Genomic DNA, 18206 nt, shown 5'->3' on the forward strand with positions numbered 1-18206 from the left:
TCATCACGTCACGGAGGCCAGGACCTCGTCGATACGTTTGCCGTCCAGGGTCTCCTCTTCCATGAGAGCATCCACCAGAGCATCGAGCTTGCCGCGGTTGTTGGCAATGACGCCATCGGCCTTCTGCTCCGCCTCCTTGATGATGGCGGCGATTTCCTGATCGATGAGCCACGCCATCTGCTCGGAGAAGGTCTTTTCCTCGGCCAGCTTGCGTCCGAGAAAAGGATGCTCTTCTCCACGGCTGAAGGTCATGGCGCCGATCTTGTCGCTCATGCCCCACTGACAGACCATCTTCTCCGCCAGATCGTTGACCATTTTGAGATCATTCTGGGCCCCGGTGGAGAGATCGCCGAACACGGCCCGCTCGGCCTGCCGGCCACCAAGTGCCACGGACAGGCGGTTCATGAGATACGACTTCGGGTAGTGGTAGCGATCGTCCTCGGGCAGTTGCTGAGTTACCCCAAGAGCCTGCCCCCGCGGAATGATGGTCACCTTGTGGACCGGGTCGGTGCCGGGCAGGAGCTTGGCCACGATCGTATGGCCTGCCTCATGATAGGCGGTAATCCGCTTCTCCTGCTCCGTGATGAACATCTTCCGCTCCCCTCCCATGAGGACCTTGTCCTTGGCCCGCTCCATATGCTCCATGGTAACGGTCGCGGCGTTCTCCCGGGCCGCCAGGATGGCCGCCTCGTTGACGAGGTTTTCCAGATCAGCACCGGCCATGCCGGGCGTTCCCCGGGCAATGACGGCAAGATCCACGTCATTGTCGAGGGGAATCTTGCGGGTGTGAACATGGAGGATTTTCTCCCGATCCCGCCAGTCGGGACGGTCGATGACCACGTGCCGGTCGAACCTACCGGGGCGAAGGAGCGCCGGATCCAGGACATCGGGCCGGTTGGTGGCTGCCATGACGATCACCTCGTCATGGGAGTCGAAACCGTCCATTTCGGAGAGGAGCTGATTGAGGGTCTGCTCCCGCTCGTCGTGCCCCCCGCCGAGTCCGGCGCCGCGGCTGCGCCCCACCGCATCCAGCTCGTCGATGAAGATGATGCTCGGGGCCGACTTCTTGGCCGTGGCAAAGAGATCACGCACCCGTCCGGCGCCTACGCCGACGAACATCTCGATGAACTGGGACGCCGAGATGCTCAGGAAGGTAACGTCCGCCTCCCCCGCCACTGCCCGGGCCAGGAGCGTCTTTCCCGTGCCCGGTGGGCCGACCAGGAGCACTCCCTTGGGCACCTTGCCGCCGATTCGCTGGAACTTTTTCGGATCACGCAAATAATCGACGATCTCCTTCAGTTCCATCTTCGGGTTCTCCATGCCAGCCACATCGTCGAAGGTTACCTTGACCTTGGCGCTGGGAGTGTACATCTTGGCACCTGACTTAGAGAAATTTCCCATGACCGACGTGGGTCCCTGCCCCCGCATTCCCCGCATGGCCAGCCACCAGACGCCAATGATCAAAATCCACGGCAGCACATAAAGAAGCCCGCTGACAACCGGCGACGTTTCCGTCGTCACTGCGGTCACCTCGACATTTTTTGCCTGGAGATCCGCCATGAGAGAAGGATCGTCGATGGCCGGCTTTACAGTAGAAAACTTGGCCGTCTCGCGGGCCACGGTCTTGTCGCCCGCAGGCTGGTCAACGGTTATCTTATTGCGAAAATCGCCGGCAATGGTGGTGCCCTTGATCGTAATACGCTTGATGTTACCGGCCGCCAGTTCGGCCCGGAACCGGCTGTAGGATACGACCGCGCCACCATCGACGGATTGGCGGGCAACATAGGTGTAAATCAGATTGAATATCACCAGCAGACCAAGCATCCAGAGTATCGGTTTCCAGACCGATTGCCCCATTCATCCACCTCCTGATCATGCGCTGTCCGGCTCTCGTGGGGCGAGAACGCGCCAACGTCTGTTAATTCGTATCACACACGGTCTTTAATGCAAGATCCGCCGCCGTCACCGCATAGATGAAACCGACCCAAGCCAAAGGGAGCCCCTTTCCCCACGCCAAGATATTCCCCCACCAGCAGATAGGGAATAAACACCTCCACGTCGCTCACGGCAAAGACAGCCTTTCCGGCAAGCCCTCCATAGCGCCCTCGCTGGTCCACCTCCCGCCAGTCGATCCATCGCATGGCCTGACTGGCGGGTCTCACACCGGCGCTCAGTTGCGCAAGCCATCTGAAGTCATCATCAATCTCCCGGTCGCAATAGGCAGACGCAAGGGCCGACACCCGCCTCATGAGCGCGCGGGCAAACACTGAAAAAGTAAAACTCCGCAACGGAGCACCATCCTGGATGATCCTCAGGGGAGTATCGAAGGAAAGCTCCAGGGTTTCTCCCAGGATGCGGCTTTCCACGAGTCCGGTGCCCGAGAGGATTGTGGGTTCCGCGCCTGCGCTTGTGTCCTCTCCGACCAGACAGGGGCTCCGTTCGCCGAAATATCCTACTGACTCGACACGCACAAGTTCGGCTGTGGCACCGTTGAGGCCGAGACCCTCCAGCATCCCGGCAAAAGACTTCACGAAAAGGGGAGCATGGGTGATTGCCGTCCCCACGAGGGTAAGCCCGACCTCGAACTCCGATTGATCTTCCAGAACCGGGAACGAAAAAGCAAAGGGAACCGGTGGCTTTTGATGACGCTTGACCGTGGTCGGATCGTTGCCGAGCGGTTGGAGAAACGCACTAGCATAGGCGCAACTTCCCTCCCGGCAGCGGGGGCACCCTTCACCGCCGCAGCCAGAGAGGCGCAAGAGCCACGCCTGAAAGTGTTCACGACACCGGTACAGGGCATACGGGTCACGCACGCTCCCCCGGATCACCCCGGAGAGCAGGAGCTTCACAAAGGTTATGTCAATGATAGCCCCCATCACCGCTCCTACAGCAGAGTCGCATCCCGTGCGGATAGTTCCAGCCCGTCAACCACCGCCGGAGTTGCGGACTTCCCGGCCATGCCTGCATCAACAACGCCGTGGTGCTGACCGCAACACCTCGGAATTCCTTCGCAGGACGGGACACGTGAGACGCCGGGGGCATCTTCACCGGCCCGGCACCACCGTCCCCTGCGGTGTACAAAAAAAGGGGCGGATTGTCAATCCGCCCCTTCCGTTCATTTGTCGCAGCGTGCAAAATCCACTGCGCGCCCGCTATTTGCAGAGAGACTTAAGATACTCCCTGTTCAGCGTGGCGATGAACTTCACGTCGATCCCCTTGGGGCACGCAGCCTGGCACTCGTAGTGATTGGTGCAGTTGCCGAAACCGCACTCCTGAAGGGCCTCGCTCATTGCCTTGACGCGGCGGGCAGCTTCGGCCTTGCCTTGGGGCAGGACCGCCAACTGTGACACCTTGGCTGAGGTGAACAGCATGGCCGACCCGTTGGGGCAGCCTGCCACGCAGGCACCACAGCCGATGCACTCGGCGGCGTCCATGGCGTAATCGGCATCGCCCTTCGGAATGAGCAGGGCATTGCCGTCGGCAACCCCTCCGGTATGGGCCGAGGTATAGCCGCCGGCCTGGATGATGGTATCAAGGGCCGTCCGGTCAACGACCAGATCCTTAACGATCGGAAATGCGCGGGCACGCCACGGCTCGATGTAGATGGCATCGCCATTCTTGAACATCCGCATGTGGAGCTGGCACACCGTTGTCCGATCCATGCCGCCATGGGCAACGCCGTTGATGACCTGGGAGCACATGCCGCAGATACCTTCGCGGCAGTCGTGATCGAAGGCGATGGGGTCCTTCCCCTGCTTGATGAGTTCCTCGTTGACGTCATCGAGCATCTCGAGGAACGACTGGTCGGGACTGACGTCTTTCGCCTCGTAGACCTCGAATTTCCCCGGGTCTTTCGGCCCCTTCTGGCGCCAGACATGAAGGGTAAGAGTCATATTCTTGTCATGATGGCTCATTATTTGTAGCTCCTTATCGCAAGGTGGACGTTTTCAAACTTCAGCGGCTCCTTGTGAAGCTCGGGCTCTTTGCCGACACCCTTGAATTCCCAGGCGGCGACATAGCAGTAGTTTTCGTCGTCACGCTTGGCCTCACCGTCGGGCATCTGGTGCTCGACCCGGAAGTGACCGCCGCAGGACTCGTTGCGATGCAGGGCATCCAGCGTCATGAGCTCGGCAAACTCCAGGAAGTCGGCCACGCGGCCGGCGTTCTCCAACTGCTGATTGAACTCGGCGCCGGAGCCGCTAACCTTGACGTTCTTCCAGAACTCATCGCGGATCTGCGGGATGACCTTGAGAGCCTCCTTGCAGCTCTCCTCGCTACGGGCCATGCCGACGTTGTTCCACATGATCTTGCCCAGTTCGCGGTGGAACTCGGTGACGGTTTTCTTGCCGTTGATCGACATGAACTTCTTGAGGTCGTTGTTGACATCATCGATCGATTTCTTGCACTCGGGGTGATCCGCCTTGACCTTGCCGGGGGCAATGCGGGCCAGGTAGTCGGCAATGGTGTAGGGAATGACGAAGTAGCCGTCGGCAAGCCCCTGCATGAGGGCACTGGCGCCGAGGCGGTTCGCTCCGTGCACCGAGAAGTTGGCTTCGCCCAGGACAAAGAGGCCCGGCACGTTGCTCATGCAGTTGTAATCGACCCAGAGACCGCCCATGGAGTAGTGGGGTGCCGGATAGATCCGCATCGGAACCTTGTAGGCGTTCTCATCGGTGATCTTCTCGTACATCTCGAAGAGGTTGCCGTAACGCTCGCGAATAGTATTTTCGCCAAGGCGCTGAATGGAGGAGGCAAAGTCCAGATAGACGCCGCGTCCGCCCGGTCCGACGCCGCGGTTGTCGTCGCACTGCTCCTTGGCGGCGCGGGACGCGATGTCACGGGGTGCCAGGTTTCCGAAGGAGGGGTATTTCCGCTCCAGATAGTAGTCGCGGTCCTCGTCGGGAATCTGACCCGGCGCGCGGTTGTCGCCCTGCTTCTTGGGCACCCAGCAGCGGCCGTCGTTACGGAGCGACTCGGACATGAGTGTCAGTTTTGATTGCTTGTCACCGTGCTGCGGAATGCAGGTCGGGTGAATCTGGGTGTAACAGGGGTTGGCGAAGAAAGCTCCCTTCTTGTGGGCCTTCCAGACAGCGGTAACACTGCACCCCATGGCGTTGGTGGAGAGGTTGAAGACGTTCACATAGCCGCCGGTGCAGAGAACAACCGCATCGCCCACGTGAGTGCGGATCTCGCCGGTCACCAGATCGCGGATCGTGATCCCCTTGGCCTCGCCGTCAACAATGATCAGGTCGAGCATCTCGGTGCGGGGGAACATCTTGACGGTACCGGCCTTGATCTGGCGGGCAAGAGCGGAATAGGCGCCCAGCAGCAGCTGTTGCCCCGTCTGGCCCCGGGCATAGAAGGTACGGGAAACCTGGGCGCCGCCAAAGGAGCGGTTGTCCAGGTAGCCGGCGTAGTCACGGGCGAAAGGCACACCCTGGGCTACGCACTGATCGATGATATTATTGGACACCTGAGCCAGACGCCAGACGTCGGCTTCACGGGCACGGAAGTCGCCGCCCTTGATGGTGTCATAGAAAAGACGGTAGATGCTGTCGCCATCGTTCGGGTAGTTCTTGGCAGCGTTGATACCGCCCTGGGCGGCGATGGAGTGCGCACGCCGCGGGCTGTCCTGATAACAGAACGCCTCTACGTTGTAACCGAGTTCACCAAGCGATGCAGCAGCTGCACCGCCCGCAAGACCGGTTCCGACGACGAGAATCTTGTACTTGCGCTTGTTGGCGGGGTTGACCAGCTTCATGTCGAAGCGGTGCTTGTCCCATGTTTTCTCAATTGGCCCTGTCGGACATTTTCCGTCGAGTATCACTATGAACCCCCTAACCTTTCAGAATGCCGGTGACGATGACGAACGGGATGGTAGCATAGCCGAGGAGCAGAACCACGGCGGCAATCATGCCGATTTTGCTGAACACCGGAAGTGACTTGTCGTTGTTCCACCCCATGGTCTGGAAGAAGCTCTGGATTCCGTGGGAGAGGTGGAGGAACAGTACCACCATGGCCGCGATGTAGATGAATGCGATAATGCCGTGGGAGAAACTGTTGGTCACCATACCGAAGACATCGAAACGGCCCAGGCTGTCTACGCCGAGCTTGATGTCGGGGGTAGCACGGATGGTGAAGTGAAGGAGGTGATAAATAATGAAGGACAGCAGAAGGAGGCCGGTGTACAGCATGCTCAGGCTCCCCATGGTGGCCTTCTTGTAATTCTTGACCGCATAGGTATCGGGGTTGGCGGCACGGTTCTCAAGGCTCAGCTGGATGCCGAACAGAATATGGATGCCTGCCGCAACCAGCATGACGAGTCGGAATCCCCAGACAAGGGGCGGAAGGGCGTGCAGGTGCTCCGCGTAGGCATTGATGCCACCGGGGATGAAGATGGATGAGTTGCCAAGCATGTGGACGATGACGAACAGGACCATGAACTGGCCGGTAATCGCCATTAGAACTTTTCTTCCCACAGAACTCGTGAACAGTTGCATAATGATTTCCCTTTGCGCGTAGATAGTTGTTCTTTGGGCTCAGACCACGTACCGCCGCCCGACACACATCGGGACCGCGGCGACCTCACGGGAAAACTCAGACATTCCGGGCGGCGCCCGCCATTCCTTACAATTGTCCATAGATCCCTCCCCTGCAAGGATTTAGTGAAGCCTGACTCCGGAAGACGCTATTCAGATTAACATTTTTTCATCTCAATACTGTATACTGTATACTAAACGTCGTTTTAGGAAAAAGCAATAAAAAAGTATCGTCGGAAAGAGCGTGAAGCCAGTTTCCGTCTGCTTTCGGGGGTGTCGGCGACAGGACGCGGCCTGCCGGCTTGAGAGGGGCCGGAACGGCGTCGGCCGGACAAATCGGCTCGCATGCCCGTGAGTCAGGGCACGGCCCCGTTGCATTTTGATGGCCGTTCTGATACAACCAAAGGCCGAACATCACCAAAAAGCAGCAACTTAGGCATTCAAAAGCCCATATTCTCGCGAAGTTGTAATACAACCTCCTCGAAAAGGCAACATGAAATTCAAATTAATTAAAAAAGACACCAGGACATCTGCGCGGCGGGGCTCACTCACGACCCCTCACGGCACCATCGAAACCCCCATCTTCATGCCCGTCGGCACCCACGCGGCCATGAAAGCGATGACCCCCTCCCAGGTCAAAGAGACGGGAGCCCAGATCATCCTTTCCAACACGTACCATCTCCACCTGCGCCCCGGCGAGGAACTTGTCGCCAAGGCCGGGGGCCTGCACCGGTTCATGGGATGGGACGGGCCGATTCTGACCGATTCGGGCGGTTTCCAGGTCTTCTCGCTGCCCAATAAGAAGATTACCGACGAAGGAGTCTTCTTCCGCCACGAGGTGAGCGGCGAGGAAGTGTTCCTCGACCCGGCCCGGGCCACGGCGATCCAGGAAGCACTTGGCGCCGACATCATCATGGCTTTTGACGAGTGCATCCCCTACCCCTGCGACAAAAAGTACGCGGCGGCATCGACCCGTAAGACCATCAGGTGGGCGGAGGCGTGCAAAAAGGCCCACACGCGCAAGGACCAGGCGTTGTTCGGCATCGTTCAGGGAAGCGTCTTCGAGGACCTGCGTGCCCAGTGTGCCAGGGAACTCGTCCAGCTCGACTTCCCCGGCTACGCTGTGGGGGGCGTATCGGTGGGTGAAGGGCTTGAACTGCTGAAAAAGGTAGTTGAGTACACGGCCCCGTTCCTCCCGGAGAACAAGCCCCGCTACCTCATGGGGGTAGGATTGCCGGAGGATATCCTGGAGAGCGTGGAGCGGGGGATGGACATGTTCGACTGCGTAATACCGACCCGCTATGCCCGGAGCGCCACCCTTTTCACCAACAGGGGGAAAATCCGCCTGACCCATCGTAACTACCGGCGCGACTTCTACCCCGTCGACCCCAACTGCACCTGCTATACCTGCCGGAACTTCACCCGGGCGTACCTCCACCACCTCTTCAACGCCAACGAGATACTCTCCGCAACCCTGGCGAGCATCCACAACGTCCACTTCTATCTGAACATGATGGCGGAGATACGCGCTGCCATCGAGGGGGGACGCTTTGCCGAGTACAAGCGGAACTTCCTTGAGAACTACCTGAAGGGTAAATAGAAAAGATTAAAACAAACACATGCAAGGGCATCCGAACGGATGCCCTTTTGCCTGGAGGGACAAACCTCATGACGAACGAACAGGCCGGCTTCGGCAGGATCATGGAAATCATGCGGCGGTTGCGCGGACCGGGAGGATGCCCGTGGGACGCCGAGCAGACCCATGAGTCCCTCAAGCGTTATCTGCTCGAAGAGGCCTACGAGGTCATCGAAGCCATCGATGCCGGATCACCGGAAATGCTTCGGGAAGAATTGGGCGACCTTCTGCTCCAACCGGTCTTCCACGCGGTGGTGGCCGAGGAGCGGGGAGCGTTCGCCATGGCGGACGTACTGGAAACGCTGGCGGAAAAACTCGTATCGCGCCATCCCCACGTCTTTGGCGACCAGGTGGTCCGTACCAGCGACGAGCAGATAGAAAACTGGGAGCGGATCAAACAGGAGGAAAAGGCTCAGGAACGCCGCTCGGCCCTGGCCGGCGTCCCGGCACACCTGCCGGCACTCATGCGGGCACAGAAGGTCACCGAAAAGGCGTCGAGGGTCGGCTTCGACTGGGCTCGTGTCGACGAAGTGCATGCCAAGGTGATGGAGGAACTTGCGGAATTCGAGGAGGCCATGGCTGCGGGGAACCAGCAGCGCATGGAGGCTGAGCTGGGTGATCTCCTGTTCGCCATAGTCAATCTTGGCCGGTTTCTCGCTTTGAACCCCGAAGAGGCGCTCCGTAAGACCATTGAGCGTTTTACCCGCCGCTTTTCCCACATCGAAGAAACGCTTCACGGCCGCGGGGTTGCGCTCAAGGATGCATCACTTGCCGAGATGGAGGCCCTGTGGGAAGAGGCGAAAACTCAGGAATCAGGGGATTGAGCAGCGCAACAGTCGGGAATCGAAACGTTTTTCACCTTCGCAACCAATTTTCCACAAAAAATGTGGACAACCTGTTGATAACGATGTGAACAAGGTGCTGAACGGATACTGGATCGAAAGGTTTTTCACCTTCTGCCTATTTTTTGCTCACAATATAAGCTACTGATTTAAATGAATAATTCCCATCCGCCTTGAACTTCCGGCAGTTATCATTCAACGACTCAACTCAGGCCTCACGAAAACTGGATATTTTATCGGGAGACTGTGCATAACTGCCCGATTTTTCACTCTCCGGTCCCGGCACGTGCTTCCAGCTCCAGAAGCCAACGCTTTGAGTCGATCCCGCCGGCCCCTGAATAGCCGGTAAGGGCGCCCCCAACACCCACAACCCGATGACAGGGAATGACAACGGGAAGGGGATTGGCGGCCATGGCCGAGCCAACCCCCCGGGCAGCGCCGGGGCAGCCCGCGGCGACGGCTACCTGGCCGTAGGTCATGACCTGCCCCCTCCCTATGCCGCGTACGATCTCGTACACCTTTTTCCGAAACGGCGTGACGTGCTCCTCGTCGAGAGGAACCGTGAACTCAACCGCCTCACCTGCAAAGTACGCAACAAGCTGGCGAGCCGCTTCGCGACTGAGAGAATTTTCGCCTGCCTGGCGGGGGTAGCGGCTGCGAACGGTCGCGACCATATCCTCCCGCGTGGCGACCCTGAAGGGGAGGAACACCTCCCTGAGTCCCCCGCTGCCCGCCACCACGGCACCGCCCCCCACCGCCGTCTCGAAAAAGGACACATACACCTCGTCGCGCGCCGCTGTTCCCGTCATCGAGCAAACCTCCTTCTGAGTTGTGCCGCCAGCTCGCGCGTCTCTTCGCTGCGGAGCAACGCGGCGGCTGCAAGAAACAACACGATGCCCACGCCCACGGCGCCGAGCAGAACTCCCCCCTTAAGCATCTTTTCCCCTGGCAGTGACCAATCGATGAGCGCCACCATCCAACGGACCGCCAGCGCCATGGGCAGGGATGCCGCGAGAACCTTCATGCCTGAACGGACCAAAGCCCTCCCGCCGAACGGACCGATCTTCCGCCGCAGGAGGACCAGAAGGAGCCCCATGTTGGCAAGGGCGGACAGGGAGGACGCCAGGGCCAATCCGCCATGGGCGAGAGGTTTCATGAGGATGAGGCTGGCAACGGCGTTCATGATGAAGGCGACGAAGGCGACCATGACCGGCGTCCTCGTATCCTTGAGAGCGTAAAACGCGGGCACCAGAACCCGCACCAAGGCCACGAGCGAAAGTCCAATGGCGTAGTAGAACAGGGCTATTCCCGCATTGGCGGCTTGGGCGTAGTCGAACTCCCCCCCCATGAAAAGGAGGCTGAAGATGGGAGTGGCGCAGACCATGAGGCCCACCGTGGCCGGAATGGTAACGAACAGGGTGAGCCGCAGGCCGAAAACGAGAGACTCCCGGAAGGCATCCATGTCGCCGGCCGCCGCCTGCCGGCTCAGTGAGGGCAGGACCGCCTGGGCCACAGAGACGGTGAAGATCCCCTGGGGGAACTCGAACAGCCGCTGGGCGTAGTAGAGGTACGAGACGCTTCCCTCGGGAAGGAGCGAGGCAAGGATATTGCCCACGGTGATGTTCAGGTAGTAGACCCCAACCCCGAAAACCGACGGTCCCATGAGGATAGCGATGCGCCGTACCGCGGGATGGTGGAGATCGAAACGGACGCGGAGCGGGAATCCCTTGCGGTAGAGCACCGGCAGTTGCAGGAGAAGCTGAAGGACCCCACCCAGCAGAACCCCCACGGCCAAGGCGGTGATCGGCACCGCGAACCGGTCTCGAAGCAGCCAGGCACAGAGAATCATGGAAACGTTCAGAAACACAGTGGAGATGGCCGGGGTGAAAAAGTGGCGAACCGTATTGAGTATCCCCATGCAGAGCGCCAGCAGGCTTATGAAGAAAATATACGGGAACATGAGCCGGTTGAGAAAGACCGTGAGCCCGAACTTGGCCGGGTCGGCCCTGAACCCGGGAAACATGATCGAGACGATGCCGGGAGCGAGCAGGATTCCCGCCAGGGTCACGCCCGCCATGACAATGGTGAGAAGTGTGAAGCACACGTTGGCGAGCTCACGCGCCTCTTCGGGGCTTCGCTGGGAGTGCCACTCGGAGAAGGTCGGCACGAATGCCGACGTAAGGGCCCCCTCGGCGAAAAACCGGCGCAGCATATTGGGAATCTGGAAGGCGGCAAAGAAGGCGTCGGTCTGGAGGCCGGCGCCAAAGAACCGGGAGACGGCCATGTCGCGCACCATCCCCATGATGCGGGAGATGATGGTTGCCAGGCCGAGGACCCCGGCAGCCCGGGCTATCTGCTTCTTTTCAGACATGGGCTCCCCTGGAGAATGTGATCAGGGGAGGTATGTACCACAGTCGCCGGGTATTTGGGAGCTTTTTCAGTGACTCACCCCGGTCGGCCCGGCCGGATTATGTGCCTGTCCAGGATTTCCTCCAACCCTTCAGGCGCCGTGACCGGCGGCAGACAGACCCTGCCCGCGCAGACACGGGCGATGCCCCCGCTCCCCCCCCTCTCCCCCGCCGGCGAATTCTCTTCCCGCTCCCTCAGGACCAGTCCGGGAATCAGGCGGCCACCGAGGATACCGAGCAACTCCCGCACGGCATGCGGCCTGGTCGCCGCGGCGATCACAACCTCGAACGGGTCGGTCAGGAGTTCGCCCAGGGCGCAGAGGAGATAGATGTGTGCTGCGGGCTGTCGGGCTGCCCCGTCCAGAAACGCCCGGATGATGCCGCGCCCTGCCTCCTCGAATACGCCGTCGCCGGTTATCCTGCCGAGGCGGATCAGAACCGATGCGGCCATGGCGTTGCCCGAAGGGATGGCGCCGTCCAGCGCGCCCTTGCCCCGCACGAGGATCGTTTCCGCATCGCTCCCCGTATCAAAGAGCCCTCCCCCGTTGTCACCGAAAAGCCGGAGCATGTCGTGGGTCAGCGAGCGGGCAAGGGCCAGATGCCGGGGGTCGAGAGTGGCTTCGTGCAGTTCAAGGAGGCCGCGAATGAAAAATGCATAGTCTTCCAGGAAACCGGGACCGCTCGCCTCGCCCCGATGACAGCTGCGCACCAGCCGTCCCGCCGGCGCACGGAGATCAATGCACACACGCCGCACTGCCCGTTCGGCGCCCTCCAGCAGGAGCTCATCGCCACAGATCAGGAACGTGCGGGCCAGGGCGACAACCATGAGTCCGTTCCAGCCGGTTATGATCTTCTCGTCGCGGAAGGGGCGCGGCCGCCGCTCCCGCGCATCCAGAAGCAGGGCGCGCCAGCGGTCGCTCCGCGCCCTCAGGTCGCGGGGATCAATTCCCTCGATTCGGGCGAAGGCACTGGGGGCATGGGGAAGGTGGAGCACGTTCGCCCCCTCGAAATTCCCCTGCTCGGTAACATCATAGAGGCGGCAGAACAGTTCGCCGTCGGCCGCCCCGAGGATCTCCCGCACCTGGGCGGGAGTCCAGAGGTAACAGCCCCCCTCCTGTCCCTCGGAATCGGCATCCAGAGCCGAGTAGAAGCCCCCGGCCGGCGCGGAAAGTTCCCGCAGGACAAAGCTGCAGGTTTCCTTCGCCAACTCCCTGAAGGCACTGTTCCCCGTAACCTGTGCGGCCTCGACCAGCGCAAGGGTGCAGAGGGCCTGGTCGTAGAGCATTTTCTCGAAATGCGGCACGAGCCAGCGGCCATCCACGGTGTAGCGATGGAAGCCGCCGCCCAGGTGGTCCCGGATGCCTCCTTGCGCCATGGCGGTGAGGGTATCCGTGGCCATGGCCACGGCCTCGCCGTCGCCGTATCGCTGGCTGTAACGCAGGAGAAAGGAGAGGTTCATGGCCATGGGAAATTTAGGCGCGCCGCCGAAGCCGCCGAACTCTTTGTCATAGATATCCGCCAGCTGCTGCCGTGCGCCGTGGAGCGGCGCCTCATCCTCGGCGGCGGCTGGACGGACGGAGTTGAACCGCGACAGGGCATCCATGATGGCGGAACAATTCTGCCTGACAACCTCCCGCCGCTGTCGCCAGACCTCGGCAATCTTTTCCAGGAGATCGATCAGCCCCGGCATGCCGCCCCGGGAGTGCCTGGGAATATAGGTGGCTGCAAAGAAAGGTTGCCGGTCGGGGGTCATGATGATGGTGAGAGGCCAGCCGCCGCTACCGTTCATCATCTGCGCGACGCGCATATAGATATCGTCGATGTCGGGGCGCTCTTCCCGGTCAACCTTCACCGACACGTACTCGCGGTTCAAGACCGCGGCTACCTCGTCATCGTCGAAGGACTCGGCCGCCATGACGTGGCACCAGTGGCAGGTGGCGTAGCCGATGGAAAGGAAAACCGGACGATCCTCCGCCCGTGCCCGCGAAAAGGCATTTTCCCCCCAGGGATACCAATCCACCGGGTTATCGGCGTGCTGGAGGAGATAGGGGCTCGTGGCAAAGATGAGCCGGTTGAAGTGTGGACCGCCGTCTGGCGGAAGCGTCCGCCGGTCCGCCGAAAAGATGCGTTCGATCCGCTGTTCGTCGTGGTGCCGTGCTTCCTTGTCCATTGGTTTTCGCTCCCGTTCCGGCCACATGCCGGCGTGAAGATCATGTCGCCTGTCCAGTGACAAGTCTATCAGACCGGCGGAAACGGCAACCGCCGATACTGAGTTTATGGCACGGCGGATCTTTCGTCCCGCTGCCCGACCTGCTACACTTGTCTCACGGGAGGAACGCCATGGTAAAAATCGTCGCCATCACCCTGCTGCTGACCCTTGCCGGCACCGCGACCGCCATGACGGTGGGCCGCTTCAGTGCCGGAGACCTGACCGGCTGGCAGGAGCAAACGTTCAGGGGGAAGAGGAAAACCGTCTATTCGCTGGTGAAGGATGGAGAAAGGACTGTCCTGAGGGCGGAGAGCCGGGGCTCAGCGTCAGGACTGATCAGAAAGATGAGTTTCGACCCCAAAACGCAACCCTGGCTGCGCTGGTCGTGGAAGGTCGCCGGCACGCTGACAAAAGGGAACGAGGGAGTCAAGGAGGGAGACGACTACGCGGCGCGGGTCTACGTAATTTTCCCCGGCACCTTCTTCTGGCAAACAAGGGCGATCAACTACATATGGGCAAACCGGCTTCCAAAGGGTGCCTCGACTCCGAACCCCTTCGCCCCAAGGAACGTGATGATGGTGGCGGTGGAAAGCGGCGCCGCCGGCGCGGGGAAATGGCTTTCAGAAGAGAGGAACGTCTACGAAGACTACGTGAGGCTCTTCGGCGAGGAGCCCCCGAGGGCTGAGGGTGTGGCGCTCATGACCGATTCCGACAATACCGGCAGTGAGGCGACCGCCTGGTACGGGGACATCACATTGGCGCACCAATGAAAAAAGAGGCGGGAACTCGTCCCGCCTCTTTACATCATGCGTGTGCGCCGGCTTAACCCAGAAGCTTCGCCAGCCGGGTCCGTTCCTTCTCCAGGCGATCCTTGCCATCCTCAAACGCCTTGAGCAGGTCTTTCTTCACGTCCTGGGTAACGTCCTTACCCCGTTCCAGAATCTCCTGGGTCCGGTCATTCAGGGAATCGACCACGTCCGAAACCTTGTCGGTGAAATCTTCCACCATCTCCTCGGCCTCGTTCCTGGCGCGCCGAACGTACTTCTTGATATCCCGCCGGGTCTTCTTGCCCGATTGGGGAGCAAAAAGAAGCGCAGCTCCCGCACCGAGGATGCCTCCCGCAATGAGCATCAGCGACCCGACTATCAGGGTGTTGTTCTTTTCTTCCGACATGACCTGATCCCTCCTTTCGTTCATCCATCTTTACTTCAATGGTACCGCACATTGCGGCGATTCAAAGGAGGGAGGGCAAAAAATCAGGGTTTGCCGGCCACCTCGGCGCGCAGCCCCTCAAGCACGGCCTTAACCTCGTCCACGGTCTCTCGGGCCTGGGGCGATTTTTCCTTTTTCAGATAGAGCTCCAGATACCTGATGGCGTCGTTCACCCTCTCGTCATCCATATAGAGGCTGCCGAGGGTGAGGTAGGACATGGTAAAGTCGGGATCGAGCCGGACCGCTTCAAGGCACTCCTTCTCGGCCTCCTCGGTCTCGCCGAGATCGTAGTAGAGTTCACCGAGGTTGAAGTGGGCCGCCGCATCGGTAGGGTCGAGTTCGATACCCTTGCGGAAGGCGTCTATGGCCTTTTCCCGTTCGCCGAGACCGTACCAGGCATCACCCAGGCCGTTGTAGGCGAAGACATTGGCCGGATCGATCTCCAGGGCCTTCTCGAACGATTCGATCGCCTTACTGGTCTCCTCCAGGGAGTTGTAGACGAGGCCGATGTTGACATAGCCGTCGGCATTGCGGGGGTCCAGTTCCACGGCACGCCGGTAGGCGGCCAGGGCGGCCTCGTGCTCAGCCAGCTCCAGACAGATGTCGCCGAGGGCGATCTGGCCGTCCACGTCTCCCGGGGCAAGGGCAAGCCCCTTCTCGTACTGCTGCCGGGCCTCTTCGAGTTTTCCCTCCTCCACGAGGGCTTCTCCCAGGTAGAAGTAGCCTTCGGGGTCATCGGGAGCCCTCTCCACACAGGTTCTGAACAGCGCTTCGGCGGCGGCGAAATCGCCCCCTTCGGCGAGGCTTATGCCTTTTGCCAACAGTTCATTGTTCGTTTCGGTCATGCTCTCACCCCCGGATAACGTCATAAGTCGGGGCACACTATAACAGAAAGAATCGAACGTTGCCACCATTCAGCCCGTTATCGGGTTCCGGGGTGTTAAACGTGCTTTCCTTCGGGCTGTTCATGGAATATAATGAGCGGACTTTACGTCGAGGGCACCACACACCATGGCCGACGAACGACTCGAAGCGACCGGACTGCGCATTCTGGAGGACATAAGCGCCCTCATCCTCCACTCCCACGATCTCCAGGAAACCCTGGACAACATCGTTCAACTGGTTGCCAAGCGGATCGGCACAGATGTCTGCTCCATCTACCTGCTGGAGCAGGATGGCGAAACCCTGCGACTGGCTGCGACCCGTGGACTCTCCAAGAGCTCCGTGGGGCGGATCACCATGAAGATATCCGAGGGGCTCTCGGGGCTCGTGGTGCAGCAAAAAGGGATCGTCGCCACCGACAACGCCCCCCTCCACCCCCGCTACAAGTATTTTCCCGAGACCAAGGAGGAGCGCTTCAACTCGTTCCTCGGCATGCCGCTGCTCCATCGGGGGAACACCATGGGCGTCATCGTCATCCAGACAAGGGAGCAGCGGACCTTCCGACAGGAAGAGGTCAGCACTCTCTCCACCATTGCCTACCAGATCACGAGCATCGTCATCAACGCCACGCTCCTGGACTCCATCCGCCGCAACGAAGAAGAGCGGGATCGCCTGGAGCGGGAGCTGGAAAAACTCAAGTCCATCGGCGCGCCCACGGGCAAGACGCGAAAGACTCGCGGCAAGGAGCGCCGTTCGCTGCACCTGATGGGAACTCCCGTTTCTTCGGGTTTCTCCGTGGGCAAGGTGGCAGTCATTGACCATTCGGCGTCCGACGGCATGGAAGTGGCCATGGTGCGCCCCACCAACGAGGAGCGCCACCGCTTTCTCATGGCCCTGGAGAAGGCCAGGATTGAAACCATCTATATGGAGAAGCGTGTTGCCGAGACCCTCTCCAAAGAGGATGCCGCCATCTTCCACACCCACCTGATGATCCTGGAGGACCGGGGTTTCATCGCCCGTGTCATGGATTTCATCGAGCAGGATTACGGCGCGGTGCGGTCTGTGAACGAGGCGGTGGCCCACTACGTGAACGCCTTCTCCCAGATGGAAGACCCCTACCTCCGGGAGCGCTCCGCCGACATGGAGGACATCCGCCGCCGGATCATCTCGTGCCTGGACGGCTCGTGCAAGCCCGTTCCCAAGCTCCGGGAACGGCGCATCATCGTGGCCCGTGAAATACTCCCCTCCGACATGGCCACCCTCGACCACGACAAGATTCTCGGCATTGTGACCGAAAGGGGGGACGTGAACTCCCATGCGGCGATCATGGCCAAGTCCCTCGGCATCCCGGCGGTGGTGGGGGTGGGCGGAGCGCTGCAGAACCTCGGGCTCAAGGATGAGGTGATCGTGGACGGCAGTTCGGGGCATATCTACATCAACCCCAGCGCCAAAGTCAAAGAGGAGTATGCGCGGCTGGAGGCCGACTTCAGCGTCAGACTGCGCGAACTTGAGGAACTGCGGGACGTGCCCGCGGTGACCCTGGACGGCGAGCAGGTCTGGCTGCGGGCCAACATCGGCCTGCTGAGCGACATCAGGATCGCCCAGGCCAACGGCGCCGAGGGGGTCGGACTCTACCGGACCGAGTTCCCCTACATGACCCGTTCGGCCTTTCCTTCCCGGGATGCCCTGTTCAGCCTGTACCGGCGCGTCCTGGAGGGGTTCTCGCCCAATCCGGTCACCATCAGGACCCTGGACATCGGCGGCGACAAGACCCTCCCCTACTTCCCCATGCCCAAGGAAGACAATCCGTTCATGGGTTGGCGCTCCATCCGCGTATCCCTGGAGCGGGAGGATATCTTCCGGGTGCAGTTGGCGGGGATCCTGCTGGCATCGGCCCACGGCAAGATCAAGCTCATGTTCCCCATGGTGTCGAGTATCGGCGAAATCTGGCAGATCAAGAAAATCATGAACGAGGTGCGCGGCGAGCTTAGCCGCGAGGGGGTGCCCTTCGACCAGAACCTCGAGCTGGGCATCATGGTGGAACTGCCGGCCGCGGTGCAGACGGCCCACATCCTGATCCGGGAGGTGGATTTTTTCAGCATCGGCACCAACGACCTGATCCAGTACACCATGGCGGCCGACCGGAACAATCCCAAGGTGAGCCGCTACTACGATCCCTACCAGCCGGCGGTGCTCCACTCCATCAAGCGCGTGGTCGACACGGCAACGGCTGCGGGCAAGCCGGTTTCCATCTGCGGCGAGATGGCGGCCGACCCCATCAATGCGGTGCTCCTGTTCGGCATGGGCATCAGGGAATTCAGCCTCTCGGCCCCCTCCATCCCGGTGGTGAAACAGACCATCCGCGCCCTTTCCAGCACCATGGCCGAGGAGGTGGCGCAGGAAGTACTGGCCCTGGAAAGCTCCGGCGCGGTCAGGGCCTATCTGCTCGACGCACGGACGCGGCTCGGCCTCTGAGCC

At 60.6% G+C, this 18206-nt stretch carries 14 protein-coding genes; 4 read left to right on the forward strand and 10 right to left on the reverse strand.

Going from position 1 to position 18206, the window contains the following annotated elements:
* Nucleotides 1–3: 3 nt before the first annotated feature.
* The 5 genes from ftsH to AABA48_RS08750 form a co-directional block, all read right to left on the reverse strand.
* Nucleotides 4–1857 (reverse strand): ATP-dependent zinc metalloprotease FtsH, encoded by a 1854-nt coding sequence (gene ftsH, locus AABA48_RS08730; protein ID WP_286350124.1) that lies wholly within the window; start codon nucleotides 1855–1857, stop codon nucleotides 4–6.
* 71 nt (nucleotides 1858–1928) lie between these two features.
* Entirely contained in the window at nucleotides 1929–2876 is a 948-nt protein-coding gene (gene cas6 / locus AABA48_RS08735; RefSeq protein WP_338269950.1) for a CRISPR system precrRNA processing endoribonuclease RAMP protein Cas6, read from the reverse strand.
* A gap of 276 nt (nucleotides 2877–3152) precedes the next feature.
* The gene (locus AABA48_RS08740) at nucleotides 3153–3914 is read right to left on the reverse strand and encodes a succinate dehydrogenase/fumarate reductase iron-sulfur subunit (protein ID WP_039645649.1); all 762 of its coding nucleotides are present in this window, start codon (nucleotides 3912–3914) and stop codon (nucleotides 3153–3155) included.
* On the reverse strand, nucleotides 3914–5827 hold the full coding sequence (locus tag AABA48_RS08745; protein WP_286350126.1) for a fumarate reductase/succinate dehydrogenase flavoprotein subunit: 1914 nt from the start codon (nucleotides 5825–5827) through the stop codon (nucleotides 3914–3916). The genes AABA48_RS08740 and AABA48_RS08745 overlap by 1 nt, the downstream gene beginning before the upstream one ends.
* 10 nt (nucleotides 5828–5837) lie before the next feature.
* Nucleotides 5838–6500: a succinate dehydrogenase cytochrome b subunit gene (locus AABA48_RS08750; RefSeq protein WP_286350127.1), complete on the reverse strand. Its 663-nt coding sequence runs from the start codon at nucleotides 6498–6500 to the stop codon at nucleotides 5838–5840.
* 532 nt (nucleotides 6501–7032) lie between these two features.
* Here AABA48_RS08750 and tgt point away from each other — a divergent pair.
* Nucleotides 7033–8139, forward strand: coding sequence for a tRNA guanosine(34) transglycosylase Tgt (gene tgt / locus AABA48_RS08755; protein WP_286350128.1), 1107 nt, complete (start codon nucleotides 7033–7035; stop codon nucleotides 8137–8139).
* A 68-nt stretch (nucleotides 8140–8207) separates the two neighbouring features.
* Nucleotides 8208–8999, forward strand: coding sequence for a nucleoside triphosphate pyrophosphohydrolase (gene mazG / locus AABA48_RS08760; protein WP_286350129.1), 792 nt, complete (start codon nucleotides 8208–8210; stop codon nucleotides 8997–8999).
* Between the two features lie 284 nt (nucleotides 9000–9283).
* Here mazG and AABA48_RS08765 read toward each other — a convergent pair whose 3' ends face one another.
* From AABA48_RS08765 to AABA48_RS08775, 3 genes are all read right to left on the reverse strand, one after another.
* Complete coding sequence (locus AABA48_RS08765) at nucleotides 9284–9826, reverse strand: methylated-DNA--[protein]-cysteine S-methyltransferase (RefSeq protein WP_338269954.1); 543 nt, start codon at nucleotides 9824–9826, stop codon at nucleotides 9284–9286.
* Entirely contained in the window at nucleotides 9823–11388 is a 1566-nt protein-coding gene (gene murJ, locus AABA48_RS08770; protein ID WP_286350131.1) for a murein biosynthesis integral membrane protein MurJ, read from the reverse strand. The genes AABA48_RS08765 and murJ overlap by 4 nt, the downstream gene beginning before the upstream one ends.
* A gap of 74 nt (nucleotides 11389–11462) precedes the next feature.
* On the reverse strand, nucleotides 11463–13595 hold the full coding sequence (locus AABA48_RS08775) for a thioredoxin domain-containing protein (RefSeq protein ID WP_286350132.1): 2133 nt from the start codon (nucleotides 13593–13595) through the stop codon (nucleotides 11463–11465).
* A gap of 170 nt (nucleotides 13596–13765) precedes the next feature.
* Here AABA48_RS08775 and AABA48_RS08780 point away from each other — a divergent pair, with 170 nt between their 5' ends.
* Nucleotides 13766–14404, forward strand: coding sequence for a DUF3047 domain-containing protein (locus tag AABA48_RS08780; protein ID WP_286350133.1), 639 nt, complete (start codon nucleotides 13766–13768; stop codon nucleotides 14402–14404).
* Nucleotides 14405–14456: 52 nt separating this feature from the next.
* On the opposite strand, the gene AABA48_RS08785 is transcribed toward AABA48_RS08780, so the two are convergent.
* Both AABA48_RS08785 and AABA48_RS08790 read right to left on the reverse strand, forming a co-directional pair.
* Nucleotides 14457–14807 carry a YtxH domain-containing protein gene (locus AABA48_RS08785; RefSeq protein ID WP_286350134.1) on the reverse strand — a complete coding sequence of 117 codons (351 nt, stop codon included), beginning with the start codon at nucleotides 14805–14807 and terminating at the stop codon, nucleotides 14457–14459.
* Between the two features lie 83 nt (nucleotides 14808–14890).
* Nucleotides 14891–15691 carry a tetratricopeptide repeat protein gene (locus AABA48_RS08790; protein WP_286350135.1) on the reverse strand — a complete coding sequence of 267 codons (801 nt, stop codon included), beginning with the start codon at nucleotides 15689–15691 and terminating at the stop codon, nucleotides 14891–14893.
* Between the two features lie 166 nt (nucleotides 15692–15857).
* Here AABA48_RS08790 and ptsP point away from each other — a divergent pair, with 166 nt between their 5' ends.
* Nucleotides 15858–18203: a phosphoenolpyruvate--protein phosphotransferase gene (ptsP, locus tag AABA48_RS08795; RefSeq protein WP_286350136.1), complete on the forward strand. Its 2346-nt coding sequence runs from the start codon at nucleotides 15858–15860 to the stop codon at nucleotides 18201–18203.
* The last annotated feature ends 3 nt before the right edge of the window (nucleotides 18204–18206 follow it).

The sequence above is a fragment of the Geobacter sp. 60473 genome, assembly GCF_036323535.1.
GTDB classification, from domain to species: domain Bacteria; phylum Desulfobacterota; class Desulfuromonadia; order Geobacterales; family Geobacteraceae; genus Geobacter; species Geobacter sulfurreducens.